The 17,003-nt window shown below is 37.4% G+C and carries 14 protein-coding genes and 1 pseudogene; 6 read left to right on the forward strand and 9 right to left on the reverse strand.

Going from position 1 to position 17,003, the window contains the following annotated elements:
- Window positions 1-81: 81 nt before the first annotated feature.
- Both D8862_RS04950 and D8862_RS04955 read right to left on the reverse strand, forming a co-directional pair.
- Window positions 82-1,932 carry a nucleoside-diphosphate sugar epimerase/dehydratase gene (locus D8862_RS04950; protein WP_125448985.1) on the reverse strand — a complete coding sequence of 617 codons (1,851 nt, stop codon included), beginning with the start codon at window positions 1,930-1,932 and terminating at the stop codon, window positions 82-84.
- 81 nt (window positions 1,933-2,013) lie between these two features.
- Window positions 2,014-2,844 carry a glycosyltransferase gene (locus tag D8862_RS04955; RefSeq protein WP_125448987.1) on the reverse strand — a complete coding sequence of 277 codons (831 nt, stop codon included), beginning with the start codon at window positions 2,842-2,844 and terminating at the stop codon, window positions 2,014-2,016.
- 222 nt (window positions 2,845-3,066) lie between these two features.
- Between D8862_RS04955 and D8862_RS04960 the strand changes: the two genes are divergently transcribed.
- The 6 genes from D8862_RS04960 to D8862_RS04985 all read left to right on the forward strand — a co-directional run bounded on the left by D8862_RS04960 (window position 3,067) and on the right by D8862_RS04985 (window position 10,268).
- Window positions 3,067-4,233, forward strand: coding sequence for a CynX/NimT family MFS transporter (locus D8862_RS04960; RefSeq protein ID WP_125448989.1), 1,167 nt, complete (start codon window positions 3,067-3,069; stop codon window positions 4,231-4,233).
- 203 nt (window positions 4,234-4,436) lie between these two features.
- On the forward strand, window positions 4,437-7,259 hold the full coding sequence (locus D8862_RS04965; protein WP_125448991.1) for a hypothetical protein: 2,823 nt from the start codon (window positions 4,437-4,439) through the stop codon (window positions 7,257-7,259).
- 155 nt (window positions 7,260-7,414) lie between these two features.
- Window positions 7,415-7,741, forward strand: a complete 327-nt coding sequence (locus D8862_RS04970; protein WP_000273860.1) for a PadR family transcriptional regulator — start codon at window positions 7,415-7,417, stop codon at window positions 7,739-7,741.
- A complete protein-coding gene (locus D8862_RS04975; RefSeq protein WP_125448993.1) occupies window positions 7,728-8,321 on the forward strand; it encodes a DUF1700 domain-containing protein in 594 nt (197 codons plus the stop codon). Before D8862_RS04970 ends, D8862_RS04975 begins: the two co-directional genes overlap by 14 nt.
- Window positions 8,314-9,243: a DUF4097 family beta strand repeat-containing protein gene (locus tag D8862_RS04980; protein ID WP_125448995.1), complete on the forward strand. Its 930-nt coding sequence runs from the start codon at window positions 8,314-8,316 to the stop codon at window positions 9,241-9,243. Before D8862_RS04975 ends, D8862_RS04980 begins: the two co-directional genes overlap by 8 nt.
- A 62-nt stretch (window positions 9,244-9,305) precedes the next feature.
- Window positions 9,306-10,268, forward strand: coding sequence for a DUF6574 domain-containing protein (locus D8862_RS04985; RefSeq protein ID WP_125448997.1), 963 nt, complete (start codon window positions 9,306-9,308; stop codon window positions 10,266-10,268).
- A 228-nt stretch (window positions 10,269-10,496) separates the two neighbouring features.
- Here the strand turns inward: D8862_RS04985 and D8862_RS04990 are convergent, their stop codons facing one another.
- The 7 genes and pseudogenes from D8862_RS04990 to D8862_RS05020 form a co-directional block, all read right to left on the reverse strand.
- Window positions 10,497-12,527: an ATP-binding cassette domain-containing protein gene (locus D8862_RS04990; protein WP_125448999.1), complete on the reverse strand. Its 2,031-nt coding sequence runs from the start codon at window positions 12,525-12,527 to the stop codon at window positions 10,497-10,499.
- Window positions 12,520-13,101 carry a hypothetical protein gene (locus D8862_RS04995; protein ID WP_125449001.1) on the reverse strand — a complete coding sequence of 194 codons (582 nt, stop codon included), beginning with the start codon at window positions 13,099-13,101 and terminating at the stop codon, window positions 12,520-12,522. The genes D8862_RS04990 and D8862_RS04995 overlap by 8 nt, the downstream gene beginning before the upstream one ends.
- Window positions 13,102-13,109: 8 nt before the next feature.
- Window positions 13,110-13,802 carry an ABC transporter permease gene (locus D8862_RS05000; protein WP_125449003.1) on the reverse strand — a complete coding sequence of 231 codons (693 nt, stop codon included), beginning with the start codon at window positions 13,800-13,802 and terminating at the stop codon, window positions 13,110-13,112.
- Window positions 13,803-13,825: 23 nt separating this feature from the next.
- Entirely contained in the window at window positions 13,826-14,764 is a 939-nt protein-coding gene (locus D8862_RS05005; protein ID WP_260467903.1) for an ATP-binding cassette domain-containing protein, read from the reverse strand.
- Window positions 14,715-14,942, reverse strand: coding sequence for a hypothetical protein (locus D8862_RS05010; RefSeq protein WP_125449007.1), 228 nt, complete (start codon window positions 14,940-14,942; stop codon window positions 14,715-14,717). Before D8862_RS05010 ends, D8862_RS05005 begins: the two co-directional genes overlap by 50 nt.
- Before the next feature lie 94 nt (window positions 14,943-15,036).
- Window positions 15,037-15,960 (reverse strand): helix-turn-helix domain-containing protein, encoded by a 924-nt coding sequence (locus D8862_RS05015; RefSeq protein WP_125449009.1) that lies wholly within the window; start codon window positions 15,958-15,960, stop codon window positions 15,037-15,039.
- Window positions 15,961-16,115: 155 nt separating this feature from the next.
- Window positions 16,116-16,962 (reverse strand): annotated as a pseudogene (locus tag D8862_RS05020) (DUF4299 family protein).
- Window positions 16,963-17,003: the final 41 nt, after the last annotated feature.

Genomic DNA, 17,003 nt, shown 5'->3' on the forward strand with positions numbered 1-17,003 from the left:
CAAACTACAGAGTAAAAAGACCAAGGTTCTGTCTATACAAAACCTTGGTCTTTGATTTATGATTAATTGCATGAGTAACTCTTACTCAATATGAGTTGTTTCATTTGCAAAGGAAATGATCGCTTCTTTAAGCTCATCTCCACTGAGTGAACGGAACTCCTCAATTTTCTGGTTGATGGCTTCTAGTGGCATGACATTTACCTTACCAACGAAAATCTTGTCCATGACTTGGTTATCAACCAATTCGGTCGAGACCAAGAGTTCCTCATAGAGTTTTTCACCCGGACGAATACCGACTTCAACGATTGGAATTTCACTTTCCGTGTGCCCGCTTAGAAGCACCATTTTCTTAGCCAAGTCATAGATCTTAACTGGTTTGCCCATATCGAGGATAAAGACTTCTCCGTCCTTGGCATAAGCGCCAGCATGGATTACCAGACGGCTAGCCTCTGGAATGGTCATAAAGTAACGTGTCATACGGAAGTCTGTCACTGTTACAGGACCGCCTTCAGCAATCTGACGTTCAAAGACAGGAATCACGCTACCACGACTCCCAAGAACATTCCCAAAACGAACTGCACAGTAGGTTGAGTTGCTACGTTGGTTAAAGCCAGTGACAATCAACTCAGCCACGCGCTTGGTTGCGCCCATAACATTCGGTGGATTGACTGCCTTGTCAGTCGAAATCATGACCATCTTAGGTACTTTGGCTGCATCAACAGCCTTGGCAACATTGTAGGTTCCGAGGATATTGTTCTTGAAGGCTTCTTTTGGATTGCGTTCCATCATCGGAACGTGTTTGTGAGCGGCAGCATGGTAGACAATGGCTGGTTTGTACTGTTCAAACACTTGTAGAAGACGGTCATAGTCCTGAATATCTGCAATAACAGGAACATAATCAATCCCTTGGAATGTACGGATCAACTCATGATAAACGAGGTAGATGGAATTTTCGCCATGCCCCAGCAAAATTACGCGTTCAGGATTGAAGCGGCTAACCTGACGACAAATCTCCGAACCAATCGAACCACCAGCTCCTGTCACCAAGATAGTCTTGCCTGTAAGCTCTGCACCCAGACGGGATTCGTCGAGACGAATTTCCTGACGACCCAAAAGGTCTGTGATGTCAATTTTCTGGAAGCCACTACCTGGTTGGTGAAGCCCCTGAACAACTGTCTCAACCTTGGGCATCTTGTAACATTTGATGCCGAGTTTATTACACATCTGCAAGATGCGTTCGTACTCTGATGGGTCAAGCGAAGGTATGGCTACGATGACACGCTCGATTTGGTGACGTTTAGCCAATTCAGGCAGATTATCATAGGAGCCCAAAACTGGGATTCCACCTAGTTTTTGCCCTTTTTTCTTTTCATCGTTGTCCAAAATTCCCACTAGCTCAAGATCGCTAGTCGGGTGTTGGTAGCTATTCATAAAGAGGGCACCACCATCACCCGCACCAATCAAGAAGGTACGGCGGTGTTCGCCCTCCCCACTTCCCTGCTTGCGCTTAGAATAAATCAACTGCCAAGTGATACGAGGGAGTAAGATGAGGAAGGTACTCAATAAGATAAAGAGTACGATGAACCGGATAGAAAATAGAGGAAGAAAGGCGTAGCAAAGTCCGTAAGAGACAATGCTACTGACGGTTACGCCAAAAAAGATTTTTAAGAAATCTGTGATTTTACTATAGCGACTAATACTCGCATTGAGCCCCCAAAATCCAATCATGATTTGATAGAAGAGGAAAGCCAAACCAGTATAGATAACATAGTCCACAGGCGCTGGATTTATAAGGCCATAAAAGAGAATGTAGGACACAATGATGGAAACCACCATACTAATAATATCAAATACACCCCAGAACACCTGCTTTTGCTGTTTATTTAAAATTTCAACCAGATCAATCACATAATCTGTTAGTTTTTTATTCATAGGAATTTACTCTTTCTTAAAAGAATGCAAATAAATATACTGTCATTATAACATCTTTTGGCTATTTTATCTTTCACAATACTATTTATTTTTTCTTAGTAATTTTACAAAAATAAACTGACGTACAAAACCTGGACAAAGTGCCACAACCGCCTGAATGGCAATGCTTTTCGCATATTCCATGTAGGAAATTTGGCCTCTTTCAAGCATGCGCTGACGAGCCTGGCGATAGAGTTTGAGATAGCGCAAACCACCACGACGTTCAAACATCCCTGCACCGACACGAACCTTACACAAGATCTCATCGAGGTTTCCAGTCTTGGCACCTGCGGCAATCATATTGAGCCAGAGGAGATCATCTTCCATATAAAGCCCGTCTTCGTAGTTGCCCGCCTTGAGGACCATGTCCTTTTTGAACATGACAGTCATGTGGTTGAAGGCGCTTCTCATTCTCTGATAAGCCACAATGTCTGCGTGCTGAGTAGGAACACGACGGTAAGAAACAATCTCGTCAGGATTGTCAATAAATTCTGCAATATGTCCACCTAAGAGGTCAAGATTTTTCTGCTCCATTAGTTGGATTTGCTTTTCAAAGCGGTCAGCTACCGCTATATCATCTGTATCCATGCGAGCGATGATATCGTACTGACACTGTAAAACACCGTATCGAAGAGCCAAACCTAAACCTTGATTTTCTTCTAAGGGGCAACGCTTAACTGGAATCTCTGACTGCGCTTCCACTTCATCTAGCACCTGATAGAGTTCGGGCGTGAGAGGCCCGTCCTCAACAAGAACAAGCTCACTTGGTTTCAAGGTCTGGTTTTGAATACTCTTGATAGCATCTCTCAAAAATGTCGGATTTTCCTTTACATAGACCGACATCAAGACGCTGATTTTTTGCTTTTCAGACACAGTTTTTCTCCAATTTATAGATTTCCTTCCACTATTTTATCACAAAATTTCCTAGTTTCCTATTTTTATCTCAAATCAAGAAAAATTCTGGTAAAGAAATCCGTCCCCTTTCACTCTATTTTCAGTTAAATCGTTCTAGCTTTCTTAGCAGTCCTCTTCTTGACATTGTAAGAAAAAAACCTTAAAATAAGCTGTTATTAAAATCAGCTTTTCGAGGTTTTCATGAAAAAACGATCACTCTTTTTTGTTCTAGGAATTGTCTTAATCGGGACCATTTTACGCTCTCCTTTTACTTCTCTTCCAACTATTTTAGGAGATATCGCTCAGGGACTAGGAGTTGAGGTTAGTTCTCTTGGGATTTTAACCAGTCTTCCTCTCTTGATGTTCGCTCTTTTCTCTGCTTTTGCAAGCCGCTTGGCACAAAAAATCGGATTGGAACATCTCTTCACTTACTGTCTCCTCCTCTTGACTATTGGCTCTGTCATTCGGATTTTCAATCTTCCCCTTCTCTATCTAGGAACCCTGATCATCGGAGCGAGCATCGCCATTTTCAATGTACTCCTCCCAAGTATGATCCAAGCAAATCAGCCTCAAAAAATCAGTCTCCTAACAACGCTCTATGTCACTGCCATGGGGATTTCAACGGCCATCGCTTCTTATCTATCCGTCCCTATCACCCAAGCTAGTTCTTGGAAGGGCCTCATCCTCGTGCTCAGCTTTCTCTGTCTAGTCACTCTGCTAGTCTGGTTGCCAAATCATCGCCACAACCACCACCTAGAAAGCCAAAAAGAAAAGCAAGTCAAAGAGAATATTCTAAAAAGTAAAGATGTCTGGGCTATCATTATCTTTGGCGGACTTCAGTCCTTGCTTTTTTATACAAGTATGACCTGGTTGCCAACTATGGCTGGTAGTGCTGGTATTTCTAATAGTGATGCGGCTCTCCTCGCTTCTATTTTCTCACTGATCAGCATTCCTTTTTCAATGACTGTTCCAAGTCTGACCACTCGTCTGTCAGATGGTCATCGTCGAATCATGCTGGCAATTATCTCTATCGCTGGTATGATGGGAATTGCCATGCTCTTGTATCCAGCCAATAATTTCCTCTACTGGTTAGTCGTCCATCTCTTGATTGGAACGGCCTGCAGTGCCCTCTTCCCCTACCTCATGGTTTGCTTTTCTCTTAAAACCAGTTCTCCTGAAAAGACAGCTCAGCTATCAGGACTAGCCCAAACAGGGGGCTACATCTTAGCCGCCTTTGGTCCTACCTTGTTTGGTTATAGTTTTGATCTTTTTCAATCTTGGATTCTAGCTGTCCTTGCCCTTCTAGCCATTGATATCATCATGACTATCTCACTCTTTATGGTGGATCGGGCGGATAAAATACTTTAGTTTTTCTAAAATACTTCTCAGATATAAACAATGCAAAGCCAGACAGAGTCTGGCTTTTTAGGCGTTTCTATCAAGAAAAAGTACCATCCATCTGTTAGCAGAAAGGTAGTATTTTTGATATAATAAGATGTATAAAAACTAATTGTCATACGAAAAATAAATTAGTTTATAAGATAGCTACTATTTCAAGCGAGGTGCACAGAATGGATGAACTGAAATACAATTTGGATCAAAGCTTAGCAGAGTTAGATAAACTCCTTGACTTATCAGCCGAGGAGACAGATAAGACTGCCTGTGAAGCTCTGGCAGAAAAAGCAAGAATAATTTATGAACAATATCCTAAATCAGAAAACATTGCTTTGTTCTATGCTAGGATTTTGGTCAATTTATCAGTTGAACAAGTAAATGTGGAAGAGAGAGGGAATACTGCTAATTCAGTCAAACAAATTTTTGAGCAGTTCAATCAATCTGGAGACATCGCTTTACAATATGCTATGGCCTTAGTGAATTTGTCAGCTAAACAAGAAATTGTTGAGGAACTACTAAACACCGCTAATTCAATCAAACAAATTTTTGAGCTCTTCCAACATTCTGAAAACATTGCTTTACTTTATGCTATGGCTTTAGTGAATTTGTCAGCTAAACAAGAAATTGTTGAGGAACTACTAAACACCGCTAATTCAGTCAAACAAATTTTTGAGCTCTTCCAGCATTCTGAAGCCATTACATTACAATATGCTATAACTCTGGTCAGTTTGTCAGCTAAACAAGTAAATGTTGAGGAACTACTAAACACTGCCAATTCAGTCAAACAAATTTTTGAACTCTTCCAGCATTCTGAAGACATTGCTTTACAATATACCATGGCTCTGGTCAATTTATCAACTAAACAAATAAATGTTGAGGAACTACTAAACACTGCTAATTCAGTCAAACAAATTTTTGAACTCTTCCAGCATTCTGAAGACATTGCTTTACAATATACCATGGCTCTGGTCAATTTATCAACTAAACAAGTAAATGTTGAGGAATTACTAAACACTGCTAATTCAGTCAAACAAATTTTTGAACTCTTCCAGCATTCTGAAGACATTGCTTTACAATATACTATGGCTCTGGTCAATTTATCAACTAAACAAGTAAATGTTGAGGAATTACTAAACACTGCTAATTCAGTCAAACAAATTTTTGAGCAGTTTAAACAGTCTGAAGACATTGCTTTACGATATGCTATGGTATTGGTCAATTTGTCAGCTGAACAAGTAAATATAAAAGAACTAGACGATACTACTAATTCAGTCAAACAAATTTTTGAGCAGTTTAAACAGTCTGAAGATATTGCTTTACAATATGCTAAGACTTTGGTAAATTTGTCGGCTGAACAGACTAAATCTAAAGAAATTGCTAAAACCACTCAGCAAATTCAAAATATATACAAAAGGTTCAATGAGTCTAAAGATATTGCTTTATATTATGGTATGGTTTTAGTCAATTTGTCAACTAAACAAATAAATGTAGAAGAGAGGGGAAATACTACTAATTCAATCAAACAAATTTTTGAGCAGTTTCAACATTCTGAAGACATTGCTTTACGATATGCTATGGTTTTATTTAATCTAGCAAAACTTCAAAATGAAAGAGATGAAGTAGGCAATACAGTTAAACAAATATTAGCTATCTTAACAAATCTCTCTAGTGTTAAAATATTTGAAATTGTAGTGAAAATATTTGAAAATAATCCTGATACCCCATTAGATACAAATGATATTCCATTCACTAGTCTCACAAAAATTTTAGATAAACTATGTTTTTATTCCAATGATGGTTTTGACAGAAAATTATTAATTCGGGCTTTAAATCTTGACCTTGTTATAAATACAAAATACGATATTTTAAAGGATTGGATAAAACACTATAAAGACGATGAAAATAAGCTCAATCAATTAATAGATATCTATAGAATTGTTCAAGAAATCAAGTATCAACTTGGCTTGAAAGCAAAAGATAAAAATTCGAATCTTAAATTTGGTCATTATACCAAAGGAAAAACTCTCCAAAATTTATTAGATCAAGATACAGGAAATACAGATGATACAAAGTTTTCCGTATCTGGAAAAACTCGTTTGTATAATGCCAATTATATGAACGACCCCGAGGAAGGGTTAGTTATCGAAGAAATATTGAAACTTAGTAAAGATAAGGAAATAACATCCTACTTCAAGAAGCGAAATATTTTAGATCCTAGTCCATGGTTTTTAATGAGTTTCACAAGTAAAACAGATGACTTGACTATGTGGTCCCAATACGGCGATGGTGCACAGGGTGTTTGTCTGGTACTTAAGGAAGATGATTTCTCAAGATTTACTTCTTTCAATGATGTTTCATGGCGTCGAGAAACTACATCCCTAGAATTCATTAATAAGATTGATTTGTCTATGTCGGAGTTAAGTGGTGATTTAAAAATCTCAGCAAACGAAGCCAAGAAAAAGGAGTCAACTTTTTCTGCCAATGTTGAAGAGGCACAGTCCCAACCTGAAAAAAAAGATAAGGTAGCTAAAGGGAATATTGATTATCTCTATAGAATAGCCTATGTTAAAAATACAGGTGAAAACTTTGAACTAGAAGAAACAGAACTCTTTGATGACAATGAAATCACAAAATTAAAAGAATCTGTGAATAATTTAAAACAAAAATTGTATGAGAGAGTGAATGATAATGATGACTTTTATAAAGAAGCTATCTCCAACTGTATCGAAGAAATTCGTTACTTGTTTAAATCTGTCGATTACAAATATGAAAACGAACTGCGTATCTTACGCTATGCTAATCTAGACCCAAGTAATGATAAAATCAAAATTGATAAAACCTCTGGGATAGGCAAGCTTTATGTAGAACGTGAACATCCAATTCAAATTGATGAAGTCATTTTCGGTCCTAAGTTTCCGAATCCTGAATACGTTACCCCTTTATTGAAACTTTTAGATAAGGAAATTAAGTATAAGAAATCTACGATAAAATTTAGATAAAGTCTGACAACATCCTCTAAACTTCTAGTTTTTACTAGGAGTTTTTTATATATAAAATTTTTATACATATTGCTTGACAGGGCTTTCATATTGAGATACAATATATTTGAAAAGAGTATATATAAAATTTTTATATAATATAAAGGAGGTTTCCCATGTACTTCCCAACATCCTCTGCCTTGATCGAGTTTCTCATCTTGGCTGTACTGGAGCAGGGGGATTCTTATGGTTATGAGATTAGCCAAACCATTAAACTCATCGCCAATATCAAAGAATCTACGCTCTATCCCATTCTCAAAAAATTGGAAGCCAGTGGCTTTCTGACCACCTACTCTAGAGAGTTTCAGGGGCGTATGCGCAAATACTACTCCTTGACTAATCGGGGCGTAGAGCAACTCGTTACTCTAAAGGAAGAGTGGACGCTCTATACCGACACCGTCAACGGCATCATAGAAGGGAGTATCCGCCATGACAAGAACTGACTATCTGACTCAGTTAGAAACCTATCTCCATAAACTGCCTGAAGCTGACCGCATCGAAGCCATGGACTACTTTAAGGAACTATTTGACGATGCAGGTTCAGAGGGCGAAGAGGAACTCATTGCCAGTCTGGGAACTCCAAAAGAAGCAGCTCATGATATTTTATCTAACCTCCTCGACAAAAAAGTCAATGAAGCCCCTGCTCAAAAGAATGACCGTCAACTGCTACACATTGCCCTACTTGCCTTACTAGCAGCTCCTATCGGAATTCCTGTGGGAATTGCAATTATCTTAACCATTATCGGGCTTTTTATCGCGGCTATCTCCGTTATTTTAGCCTTCTTTACCGTTTCCGTGACGGGTATCCTGCTGGGCGGACTCTTTATCGTAGAGAGCTTTAGCATCCTAGTAGAAGCTAAATCTGCCTTTATCTTAATTTTCGGAGCAGGTTTGCTCTCTATCGGTGCTTCTTCTCTTGTTCTACTGGGAATCTCCTATGTAGCTCGTTTCTTTGGCCTCCTGGTCGTCCGCTTGGTGCAATGGATTCTAAAAAAAGGAAAGAGAGGTGACAGACATGCGTAAATTGACGAAAGGATTTCTCATTTTTGGTGTGGTTTCTACAATCCTTGGTTTTATCATGATCATTGTAGGCGCCCAGTCCAATGGTATTCAAAGTTTGCTTGCCATGTCAAAAGACCCCGTCTATGACAATCGTATCGAAGAAGTAACCTTTGGAAATGAAGTGGAAAAACTTGATCTAGCCCTTGAAGAACATAGCCTGACCATCACAGAGTCTGTAGATGACAAGATACACATCAGCTATCATCCGTCGGTGTCTGGTCGTCACGATCTAACTACTGGCATGAGTGACAAAACACTGAGCGTCACTGACAAACAAGCCTCCCAACATCGTTTTCTCGGTTCAGGAATCGAAGGCCTACTTCGTATTGCCAGCAGTTATTCTCACCGTTTTGACGAAGTCATTCTCTCCCTCCCTAAAGGAAGAAAGCTGCAAGCTATCACCGTCTCAGCCAATCGTGGACAAACCAATATTCGTCAAGCCAACCTTGAAAATGCAACCATCAAAACAAAAGGCTATCTCTTAAGACTAACAGAAAGTTCTATCAAGAACAGCACACTAACGGCACCTCATATCATCAATATCTTTGATGCCGAATTGACAGATAGTCAGGTCAAGACGGAGGGAGCACACATCTATGCTGAAAATATCCAAGTTCACGGCAAGGTCGAGCTAGAGGCTTATTCAACTCTACAACTCATTCTCTCCCAGAAAGAGACCGACCGTATCAATCTAGAAATTTCTTCTCAGCATGGTGGTATCTATCGTCAACCCAAAGAAGAACATCGTGGACAAAAAGAGAATGTACTTGCCAACCCTTATAAAACCGAAAAAGCAGATATCAAGGATTTACTCATTGCAAAAGCCAACCAGGATATCTACCTACCTAAAGAGGAGCACTCTGCTCCATCTAGAAACCATTGACAAAAACGCTTTCATCTGCTAATCTAAAAATAGAAAACGACCATAAAAAAGGAGGTTCCACCATGACACAAGAATGGTTTGAAAGTGCCGATCTTGAGAAGAAATCACCTCAGACGAAATCGGAAAACCAGCCCGACCAACCAGAGACTTCGGAAACTGTGGAGACTGAACCACAAGCAAGCGAAGAAACTCCTATCTTATCTAAAGAGTCGGAAACGCATGAGGAGGAAGCTCCTCAAATAATGGAGGAGACCCAAACCGAGGAAGAGGGAGAAGGGAAAGCTGAAGAGGAACGCAGCCAAGAAAACTCTGTAAAAGAGAAAAGTATTCTCAGCAAGGCTTTAGAGAGTCCCTATATCCCAGACATTGACCCCCGCAAAACTGCTCGATTCAAAGAAGAGATCTCACTATTTTGGACTTGGCTGCTGGATGCTATCCAAGAACCAACTGCCAGCAAAACTAGGGACCAAAAGCATCGTTATAGTGTCTTTGCCCTACTCACCTTGCTGTCATCAATCAACCTTTTCTTTAGTATCTATCATATCAAGCGCTTCTACTATGGCTATATGGTCTCTATTGCTAATAGTTCTCCTAATCAGCTCCCACCTTTAGATCTCTTTGCTGGACTTTCGATTCTGGTCGCTAGCGCTCTATTTTACTTTTCCATCATTTTGGGAGGCTTTACTGTCCGACGTGTGCTGGACCAGGAGAGTGACTTCACATTCCAAGAAGCCTTTAATCGGTATAGCAGACTCTTTGCTATCCCACTTGTCCTAACAGCTCTAGCAAGTTTCTTTGCACTCTTTGGTGGCTTACGATTTGCTGGCATCCTTACTCTTCTAAGCATGGCCATCTTTGCCCTTGGCAATCTCTTTGTGATTAGCAAGCCAAGTAAGACTAGTAGCCTCGACCCATTTTATCGTTTCCTGCTAGCTGTCTTACTTGATGGTGCCATTCTCTTGCCCTTCTTCATTGCAGAGCTTGCGCTGACAGTTGACTACCTTCGCATCCTGACATTCTTTTAACCAAAATCCCTGCCATTTATTAATGACAGGGATTTTTATGCTTACTCTTTTTTGAACTGTGTCTACTTGATGGTTGCCAATCCTTCAAAGTCTTGTCCTAGGATGGGTTTTATTCCTAAAGTTCAGTAGTATGATAACATTGCTACGAAATGCTTTGTTTCAAATATTATACAAACTAGTTATAGGTAAAATTAAGATTAGAAACCACCAATCTCCATTTTTTAACTTTTAATGAAATTCATCCATATTAATAACTTTGCTTGCTCTAGCAATAACATCCTTATCATGAGTCACGACAATAACAATCTTTTTCTCGTTCACTAATTTCTCAACCTCATTTAGAAATAATTCAGTTGAGTTTCTGTCCAAATTTCCTGTAGGCTCATCGAATAGATATATGTCCTTTTCTTGTGATAAATTCCTCATGAGTAGAATTTTTTGTTTCTGACCTTGCGAAATATTGGTGGCTTTCCCATCAATCTGATGACTCAGAGATACATTGAGATTCAGACTATCAAGATTATTTAATTCATAGTTTTCCTTATTAAATAGGGTGAAATTAATATTTTTTGAAACACTTCCAGGGAATACATGAAATTCAGATGAATACACGCTTAAATAATCCAAAATATTAGTCTCCTCTAAAGTAGAAAAACTTTCCATTCCATTCAGTACAATATCACCCTCTGTTGGAGAAGATAATCCCTGAATAATATTCAAAAGAGATGATTTGCCTGTTCCATTACCACCTGTAACAACTGTTAGTTCACCGCTATTAAATTCCAAATTTAATTTATTAAATATCAATCTTTCATCCCATTTTTTAGATAAATCATGGCAGGACAACTGTTTAATTTTAGCTACTGAAATAGGAACAACATCCCTTTTCGCTTCTACCTCCTCTGTTCCGATAAACTCAAAGGAATATTGACTTTTTTTCAATGCTACCCAAGATGTAATTAAAGAACTTAAAATGCTGGATAAAAGTAATAAAATCAAAATACTATTTGCATACTCTGCTATATGTTCATAATCTCTCATAGAAATTATAGTAGCAATCAAAAATGAACNAGTTAAACCAATAAATATCTGAGTAGAAGCTAATAATCTATTGGTAATATGTGTACTATCTAGTTTCGTTCCCAACAGTTCATTGAGTCTTTCATTAAATTCTTTGATAAAGTCGCTAGATTTTTGGAAACTTATAATATCTTGCAAACCATAAATTGTATTTTCTACAAGAGAACTAAAGTTAGAACTCTTAGCAATAAATTCTCGCTGATTTTTTACAACTTTTCGTATCTCAAAATTTACATATAAACCAAGAATAACTATAGATAAGCTTGTAACTGCGAAAATAATGATATTCAATTTTAATAGCAATAATAGTAGCAAGCAAAACACTAAAAGTTGTACCTTTAAGTAAAATTTTTGCATAATACCTGTTGCTGATAACAACAAATTCCAAAAATAACTACTAACATACTCATAATTCTTAGTTAAAGAAAAATCNTTTAATTGGTTCTGATAAAAAGAGGACAGAATATCATTTAAAAAATCATTTTCAATCTTTCCTTTTAATCTTGTTTCCAATATAGAAAACTGCCAATACAAATATGAACCTAATATTATTGAAGCGAGACTAAATAGCTGAAAGCTAAACTGAATATTAAGCAGATTAGACATCGTTATTTGTAGAAAAAAAGCAATAGTAACTGGTAAGATAATTTTGGCTATTCCCAAGAAAAAGATTGCAAACTTTCTCTTCCAACCAAGTGAAGCTAGAAATCTATGATACAACTTATCTGCATAGCTTATCGTAACAATATCTTTTCTATCTTCTGAATTAACATTCTCATTCTTTTGAGGAATTAAAACAATTCCTACACTCTGACTAAAAAGTTCTAATCTTGAAATTTTCTCAATTTCTTCATTCGCAGGATCAGAAACAGTCAATGAATTACTGTCTCCATCTAATACAACAATATAATGAGGTAAACCAGCTCTTTCTACTACCATCAAATAAGGAAATGATACGTTATTTAACAAACTAGGAGTGTCAATTTGATAAGAATCCGCATCAATACCATAGCTTTTTAATACATCTTCTATTTCAAACAAAGACAGTCCTTGGTGATTATTATTATCAAATTGTAGACTATCTAAATGTTCTAACTTGGGGAAATAATAAGAAATGATTGTCTTTACACAAGCCATTCCAAAATCCAGCAAAGTTGCTTGTTTATAGTGACTAACCATTATTTTCTCCTTTTTCAACACTTATCTTACTATAGCCATCAACTTCAATGATGCTATTCGAAGTTTGATTTGTCGCAGGAACCTTTAAAACTTCTCCTGTATTATTTGTATGCAAAGTATAGATTCCATCAAAATCTTTAGGAACTGTAATAGATACATCACCAACAAGAGTATCTACAAAAATTTTTTCGAAAGTTGCATTTTTTCCTAAGGAAATGGTTACATATAACTTGTCTTTCCCTTCTGAACTCAGAGCTAAATTAAAGCCATGTTGCGAAAATGGAAGATACAGACTATCTGAACTTATCTTAACGTTTTTAGATATGTTATCCGCTGATTCTTCAGAAACTTTTCCTTCTATTTGAACACTTGTCTCATCTGATTCACTCTGTACAACTTTAACATCAATTGCTTGCTTTGAGCCATAAAACTCTAACGTTTTAATACTTTTAGAAGAGAGAGTCCATGATTGTTTTACACTGATTGTCGTCTCTCCTCTTCTTAAGGTTAATAAAATTCCAGCTACTACAAACAGTAACAACAGCCCAATTACAATTCCTATTTTTTTCATCATTAGTCCTCCTACTTAAATTCTTTTTTACTAAATACAGCTAACGCAAGCACAAGTACTGCTATATTCACCACTATAGGATAGCATACGTTTGTAAGGGTAAATTGACTAAAACTTGGTGATGCTTTCAAATTTAAAGTCATAAGCAAATAGTCTTTCACACTCTCACCAGAATTTGGAAGGACATAAGCCAATAGGTTATCAAATAGTAAAATGTAGAGTGTATAAATCATACATGATTCATAAACCTTATCAAATATTTGAAAAATCAATAACGAGATGCTGATAATAACCAAATAGTATGGTAGTTGGTGTAAAAATGTAGAAACAATCAACACCATGTCCCCTTCCAAATAAACAAGGGCTGTTAAACTATAAAAAATAGTTACATATAGAAAAGACAAACAAAAGGTTCCCAAAGTTTTATATAAAAATAACTTCCAACGTTGTTTTTCTTTTGTGAGCAAAATATTGATCGTACGGAAACTATAATCTTCCCCCCAGAAAAATAAATTGGCAGAGATGAAAAGCAAAGGAATAAAACCACTCACATTTGAAATCAACACTCGAAATGCCGGATCATTTTCATTTGATGACTTAAAAAACAGGGAGAATAACAAAACTAATAACCCTATCAACAAACTAGGAAGAACTCCTCTTTTTTCCCAGTAAAATTTATACATATCTGCTTTAAGAGAATTCATGACTCTCCTCCTTTCTTAAATCATCAGATAATATTACGCAAATAGTAGTCCTCAAAGCGTTCCTTCTTAATATAAATATCCTGTATCACTAGATTTGAACCAATACTATGTTCCAAGATAGCCATTAATCTCTCCTTTTCTGTCACAACCAGATAGTCACCCTGCTCAAAGTGATCAATGCCCTCTTCTTCTAAAAACATTTTTAGAATCTGATTATCACTTGTCTTTAGGAAAATTTTTTCAGATAAATCATTCGCTAGCTCTTTTGAACTCATCACATTTAGAATTTTTCCCTTTTTCATGATGATATACTTATCTGTTATAAATTCCAATTCTGACAGAATATGGCTCGAGATTAAAAAAGTAACTCCTAACTGATCCCTTAAATTCAAAATCATTTTTCTTAAATCTGAAATCCCTTGAGGATCTAACCCATTCACTGGTTCATCTAGGATAATAAGCTCTGGATTATCCAAAAGCGCAATCGCAATCGATAACCTCTGCTTCATTCCAAGGGAATAGTTTTTTACTTTTCGATCCCATGACGGTTCAGGCAAGTGAACCAATTCCAACATTTTTGTGATATCTGTCTTTAAACCAAATCTTGTTTTATAATATTGCAGGTGTTGACGTCCAGTCAAGTTTGGATAAAGGGCAGGTGATTCGATAATACTGCCGATCTTATGCTGCGAAACACTCTCGATTTCTCCCTTATCAGCTCGAATGAGTCCTAGAAGAATCCTCATTAATGTTGTCTTTCCAGCACCATTTTCACCGATAAGACCACATATTTCCCCTTGCTCAATATCAAAGGAAACATTATGGAGAACCTGTTCTTTTCCATATGTTTTATCGATATTTTTAAGACTTAAAATCACACGATTCATAGTTTCTCTCCGTTCATTATATCCTTTAGTTTCCTGAATTATCCTCCACCTCTGAAATCCCAAAATTCTTAACATCTGTAACTTCCTCAGGCAGAATTATAATTCGTTCTTCACCTGCATCTAAAATTGCTAGGCGAAAGACTTCGTTATTTAATGCTATCTCTACCAACTTTTGATCAGTCGTATTATTTCGAACTATCAGACTGTGGCGAGTTTGTGTAAAAGTCTCTAGTGAGATACTAAGATTGCCCATCTTATTCCTCCTAACTCAAATAACTCTCTTGACTTTTCATTACATCTCTAGTTTACCGCTTTTAAAAACAAAAAAACATGACAAAAATGTCATGTCAGCTCTTCATTTTCTCAAAAGTTTTTAAATCTCTTTCTTTTTCTCCCAATATACGCGCTTCTAATACTGGGTCCTCAAAAGCTTGAGCACAAATAATGGCTCTATCGTATAACTGGACAGCTTTTTCCTTATCCCGTTTATGAAATAAGGTACACATAGCTTCTAGCATATCTACGATTGGTTTCTTTTGAAAGTCCTGCGATAAAATCATCAATCTATTCATTGCCTTAACATAAGGCTCAAAAGTAGAGTAGGACTTTTCCATCCATTGAATGGTAAGTGACGAGATAATAACTTGTTTTAGCATATAGTTTGTATCCAAACTAGAAGTATTCGTTACCCTAAGAACTTTATGGGAAAGATTCCAAAACACCTCTCTATCATATACATTTGGCCTAGCTACACATGTTGTGAAGTACAATTTTATGAGAAGCAAATCATTCACCGAGTAGTTTTTCCTTATCTTTACTTGCTCAAAATACTCATCAAGTAAAGCATCGCCAAACCCTGCATCTTCACTTACAAAGACATCAAAACTAGCTTGTAAGGCACTAACTGCAATCTGATCATCCTCAGGTAGACTGTCATAATAGTGTTCGTAAACTCTTTCAAACAACTCTTCCTTAACCTGGATTCTATCATCATCTCCATAAGTTTGAAACTTAATAAGTTTATCCTTTGATATCAAATACTCTGAAGGTAAAATCATATGATCCATATCTACTATATGTGAAATTGGACAGCCTAGTTTGTAAGCTATATACTCTACCTTGGATAAACTTGGAGAAGATTGACCTGATTCAATTCGTGCTAATTGGCGCACCGTTATCTCAGTTTCATCGTCACAAAGAGTTTCACGAGTGACATGTTTCATCTCTCGTAACATTCGGATTTTTTTGCCCACTTCCTTTTTAATATCCATCTTAAGTTCTCCTAATAATTAGTTACCGAACAATATTGTATTTTTTTGTTATATTATACTACTTTTTATTGAGCCAAGCAATGCTTAAAATTTTATATTACAAAACTTAACTAGGCTAAACTATCTTTCGCACGATAAATAGAAATTGACCTGCTTTACTTTTCTTGTGCCAATCCTTCAAAATCTTGTCCTAGGATGGGTTGTACTTCTAATTGATTGGCATCTAATTGCTGGTAAAATGCTTTTGGTAGTGACTCTAGGAATTTTTCATAATCCAAGCGAGCGATGGCTTCATAGTCTTCTGCTTTTGAGCCATCACCAGAAATCTTCACTAGGTCAATCTCCCAAACAAGCTCCTTGCCTGCCAGCTGCTCGGTATAAGGCACTGGTACAAAGGGTTCCTTTGGCAAAATCGTCTTGACTCCCTGGGCTAGGTGATAGATACCGTGCACCCTGCCTTGAGCGTCTGGGTAAAATTTCACACTGGCAAGGTAGGCATCAGAGCCTTGAACCTTCTTGACCAGCTCTTCAAAACGTGCCAATCCATCCTCAGCCAAAAAGCTCTCGAGGTATTCCTTGTTGAGATAGATAGGGGACAAGAGCCCTTGGCAATATACTAGACGAGCTGCTTTGTCAGCTAGATAATTCTGAACTGTTTGTCGGAAATAGGTTTCAAAGTCAAATCCTTCTAACCCTTCTACCACTTGCCCCAACTTGCCAGATAGGTTCTACAATCTCCCAGTCTGCTCTGGTAAGAAAATCTGGAATCACCACTTGATAACCTTTTCGACTATCCGCATAGTTCACTTTGAAGAGAAATTGCGACTGACCTACAATCCCACACTCGATATATTCGAGACGATTGAGGGGCTGACGGAGATAGACCGCATCATAACTGTGTGACTCCAAGCCCTCCACCAAGGCCAAGATGGACTTGGCAGTCAAGACCTCCTGTTGCCCTAGAATGCTTTCTTTATTTGGGATAAAAAATGTTTTCGCCATAACTGGCCTCCTTTGAAATCGTTTACATACAGTATAACCTA

The sequence above is a fragment of the Streptococcus oralis genome (assembly GCF_003942585.1).
Classification (GTDB): Bacteria; Bacillota; Bacilli; order Lactobacillales; family Streptococcaceae; genus Streptococcus; species Streptococcus oralis_BE.